The 5,116-nt window shown below is 57.8% G+C and carries 1 protein-coding gene; it reads left to right on the top strand.

All coding sequences use genetic code 11. From position 1 onward, the window contains the following. The first annotated feature begins 2,543 nt into the window (after positions 1 to 2,543). The gene (locus AWB66_RS33420; protein ID WP_125469880.1) at positions 2,544 to 4,331 is read left to right on the top strand and encodes a hypothetical protein; all 1,788 of its coding nucleotides are present in this window, start codon (positions 2,544 to 2,546) and stop codon (positions 4,329 to 4,331) included. Positions 4,332 to 5,116: the final 785 nt, after the last annotated feature.

The raw sequence follows: 5,116 nt of genomic DNA on the forward strand, positions 1-5,116 counted from the left end.
TTTGCTTGCGTTTTCCATTCTTCAAATCTCCCGTTACAGCCAAGATCCAAAGTCTCCTACATTTCCGGGGCGCTTCACTGCTGCGCCTTGCACGAATATGCCCGCAAGCTCCGGTGGAACGGGAAGCCCACGCTCAATCATCTTCTTGTGCAACTGCTCTATAGGCAAGAAGCCGAGACTTCGGGCGCCAGTAAGCCCTCAGCTGAAGCGCGGGGCGCTTCGGACGTTGACGATTGAACGCCGCATGCCTGTCGAGCAGGTTGTTTGGGAGTTGACTTCAAACCCCCGCCTATGACCAAGAACTCTCGACTCGCCGTGTTAGCACACATGGATGCGTCGTGGGCGCCATGCGGGCAACTTCCGCTCACGGAAGACGGCACGGATTCGGTCGCATCCGGTTTTGAATACGACTTAGTCTACGTCAAGCGAAGCGCCGCATTCGACGTAGACCGCCACGCCAGATGCATGGGGCCGGCGCGTTATTGAAGCGAAGCTGGGTGCGCCGCTGAATGGCTTGCCGGAGTCGCAGTACCTCTTGCATGCAGGAAGCGACCGCGTTGGTGCGCTCGGCGTTCGCTGCGCCGCATCCGCACCGCCGCTCGTAAGCGACGACTCGTGGGACACTCTACCGAAACCCGCGGAAGCAGCCGGCCTAAGGAAGCTAAGGGGACCTTCGAAGCGTTCACAGCGCCAACCAACATAGATTCCGAGAACGTCAACGTCAGGGTGACGATACGGGACCGTGCTGCAGCTGCCGACAGGATAGGTTGGGGAGGTGACGACGCAGGCGGCGAGAGATATGACGAGAAGTCGCTGGTGGAGCTTGCCGCCACGATGCGCAACGCGAATCAGATTGGTGCGCGGAAGAATCGCCGGCCGACATCCGAAATAAGGCACGCGTGCTCTGCGATGGACGTTGAACGCTTATCACTCGGGCAATCGCCGGCAGCGTTGCACACTGAATGCCATTCACGGTCCGGAATGACCTTGCAGGACAGCAACAACATTGTGAGCAGAATAGACGTCGCGAAAGAAACACGCTCAGACATCGACATGGCTATCCCATTGTTTTTGTTGCAGCAAGCTGGATATGCGTTGTCCGGACGACGTCAGCGAACGACGAGAGTGGACGGTTCTACAATTAAAGGCAAGGAATAGGACGAGTAAAGAACTGTTCGCCTGCGCAATGTGTGTTTCCGCTCATACCAGTGCGAGGGCTTCATCATCGGACGCTGGATAGCAAGAGCAGACGGCGGCTGTCGCCGATACCAGACTTAGTTGAGAAAGCTCCCGTTTGGTGCGTTGCGCCGCGGGTCGGCATTTTTACCACGAGCTGTTTTTCTATGGGATGCCAATGATGCGTTTCTGGAGGCATTGGACTGCGCGACACAATGAGTGCGCTTTGCACCATACTAGACACCGCACGGGGGCGTGGCATTGATAGTCGCTAAATCTCTTTAGGCTGCTTTCGCTTTGGCAGCAAAAGCCGACTCACCGGGAGGCGAGACGGTAGGGCGCCAATCTTGAAGGTGCAAGCAGGCGCATCGCTCCAAGCGAACGACCGTTCGATGTTGGCGGGCGGCACCGCACAGGGTTCGCTTTGCTTTTATTAAACCAGACAGCCTGGCCGGCGTTAGGAACGACAATTTTTTGCCTGTGCCTCTGCCAGCGCCGATGACGGGTGCAGAACCGTTAATCGGTCAAGCCGTCGAGGTTCGCTTCGGGCCGCTCCTTCGCGGTCGAAGGCGTTGACATAGTACATAGACGCGCTCAGTGATGGAAAGGTCGCGAACGCTGTACCAGCGCGCGTTTTTCCATTAAAAGTTTCAATTTGCGCGCAGACAAATCGTCCTATCGAGCGGACCCAACGAGAGAAGGGCGCTCAATGTTTCCCGTACGCGTGAATGTAGCCGCTGCTTTCTGTGTGCAGTCAGACTCCACCGTCCGGGGCGGCTCGATGGTCGCACCTTTCATAGCCGCTTTCTTCTACGCATTCCCGCGCCGCCTCCGCGTTCGCTCTGCGCGCAAACGCCGTTTGCAGACTTGCGCGTCGGCGGGAAACGCTCCGCCGCATCTCCATCACGAGCGCCGTTGAAGAGCAAAGTCCTCTGATTTGTGAGCAAAAGGGTGCGTCGGACCGAAAATGCGTCGCAATCGTCAGTAATACATCATATTTCCGCGCGTATTGCGACATTGTGTTCGCGACGCTCATCAGCATCGGAGAATGATGAAGGTAACGGTAACGGTAACGGTAACGGTAACGGTAACGGTAACGGATGCGGAGGGAGCGGTGTCACGCGGATGGAATGGAACGTTGCAGTTCGAAAGACTCGACCGTCATTCCTGCTTTTAGTTCTCGTAGCGTAAGGGGAAACAACATGAACGCAAAGCGTAGCAGGGTTCACTTTCAGTTTTCGGCAGTTGCGGCCGCGGCCCTGTTGTGGGGATGCGGCGGAGGTGGAGGCGGGAGCAGTAACTCCCAGTCCACCGTTGGCGGAACGGTAGCCACGGGGGCCGCAATCGCAAATGCGGAAGTAACGGCCATGGACACCCACGGGAAAACGGCGAGCGGGACCGCTGATTCCAACGGTGCCTACGCGCTGACGTTATCGTACTTCTCTGGGCCAGTGCTGCTGACAGCGATTGACCCGACTGGTCAACACGACCCGCTCGTGTCCGTGGTCAGTTCGGCGCCGGAGAAGGGGAAGTCCACAACCGCAAACATTACGACGCTCACCACCGCGATTAGCGCACTCCTGACCTCCACAGGAAATGCACTGGACCTGCTGACTCCTGCTACTCTAGCAGCCGCCGCGTCGCCAGCAGATGTCTCCAAAGCATCGTCCACTTTGAATGCCGCGCTCGCAGACATTCTCAAGTTGAACGGTCTCGACCCAAGCAGTTTCAATGCTGTCACAACACCGTTCGCTGCTAACCAGTCTGGAGCCGATGCGGTCATCGAATCGGTACAGATAATTCAGAATGGCGCGGGTGCATATCTTGTGTCGAGCGGCAATGCTAGTAGCGGACTACAACTGAGCAATGCAACCGGTGGGTCGGCTGCACCGCTAGTCGCTCCGCCCGCGGCCGCAAACTATTTGGCTTTTATGCAAAGCCTTCTGCAGCAATGTCTAGCAGCGCCAGTTGCGACGCGAGCGTCCAACGCTGCCTGTACTGCCGCGGTCGACGCCGACTACAAGCAAAACGGATATCCATCAGTTTCGGGAACTCCAGGCAGCCTCGCGAATGCAGCTACGGTCGGTGCGGCCGTGGGAGCGCCCGAAACGCTGATGTTTTTCAAGGACTCAAACGGGACGCAATCGGCGCTCGTACGCATTCCGTATGCAACCAGCGATGGAAGCCAAAACTCATTGCTGACGACAGTAAGGCAGGTAGCCAATCCCATCAGCTTGCCAGACGGCACCAAGGTCTCGTGGACTATCTACGGCAACCAACGGAAATACGACGCTTCGGTTGAATCGCGGATTACCCGCCGCACCTTCCTCGACAACGAAGCGGGCGACATCGGACACTACGATGCGGGCGTCACATTCAACTTCAACCTTGCCGGGCCGAATGCAACGAACGTCAGGTCTGCACTCGTCACTGGCCCCGGGTTACCTAGCACCGGAATTTTCCTTCTGACATCGACCGCTTGCGGCGAGCAGAGCCTGGAAATTCCGGGAGTCGCACCGACGCCGCTGCCACCGGCGCCCGGACCGGCGGGTAATGTGACGACGGGCTCAACGACGCCCCTCTACAGATGGTCATGGCAGGTCTTCGACCCGGCGCAGGCATCGGCCTTTTCGCCGCCAGCAAGGTACTTCTGGAGCACGTCGCAAGTCGACCTGACCAATGTGCCTTTCTATGCGACTTACACATTTACGCTGTTCGATGCAGCTGGGAATATGTTCGACCAGTTTCAAGCTACAAACCCGAATCCCGCTGTAACCGCGAACTTGGGAACGCAGGTGGAGTGGCACACGGCGACTTCCACCGACCTCCTAGCTCCGGGGGCCCCCGCAATCGGCCAGGTGACACTGACTTGGAAGGGCAATTCGTATGCTCCTCCATTGTTTGGCGTCGGCCTTTACACGCAGTCGAATTCCGCCGGCGTCATCGGAACAGCCAGCGTTACCGGTGCGGCTACCAGCGCTACGCTCATCGCCGGCAATGGAGCGACAACATGCGTGAATACTACGCCGCAGTTCCTTGGGCTTCAGCCCGGTACTTATCGATTCACGAATCTGCAGGGCCGAAACCAGCATGGAGTCCGTTTCATAGACAATCTCATCTTCCGCAATGGAAGCAGTGCGCCTAACGCGTCTTAGCTACAAAACACCAGCACTAGCAAGCGCGGGCGGGCATCGCCACTACACGGTAGTCTAACTGGCTCACGTTACTCGGTATGGCATGCCCGCCGTTTCAAGGTATTGATTCACTGCTATTCACCGTTTTGATAATCGAGTGGAACCTCGAGGCAGTCGGCAGCGACTACCAGAGAATCGGCAGATGGACCACTCCCAACCACGGCCTGCGGCTGGTTTCTTTGGTTTTACCACTTCGCGTGGTGGTCGTGGTACATGCGAGTGGAGCCGGCCCATCTCGTCCGGACCGCAACGGCGCGCCGGTCGAAGTCCTTGCGGCGCACGAAGTCCGAAATGGCGCCCGGCGACAACCGAGTCGCGCTAGGGAAGCAACCGTGACATCCATTCAATCGTGCATGGTGGTCGGCGTCAGTGTGCTCGGCTGAATTCGCCGCCGCGCTATCCACCGCTTATCCAAAAAGGGTCATCGGCGATGCTTCCTATGCGCCAGCATCGCGGTTGCCTTTGGGATTCGGGATGTTGCGCCAGGCGAAGGGTTAAATTCTTAGAAGCGCGTCCAGCGTCTCAAAACCGTTGTAACTAACCCGCCCCTGCCACACTCGGGCCGGATGTCCCAAATGAGGCGCGCCGCATCTCATTTGCCATCTCATCTCCGTTGATTGCGCAGCTTCGCAGAGGCTGCCTTCAGTTGACCGATAGGCTCGGCTAATGGTATGCGGTCCTTCAGGGACGCCCTAGCAATGGACGAGTGATTCTCTGATGCTACCTGTCCACGTGGACAGCTGGGA

The organism is Caballeronia telluris (assembly GCF_001544495.1).
Taxonomy (GTDB): domain Bacteria; phylum Pseudomonadota; class Gammaproteobacteria; order Burkholderiales; family Burkholderiaceae; genus Caballeronia; species Caballeronia telluris.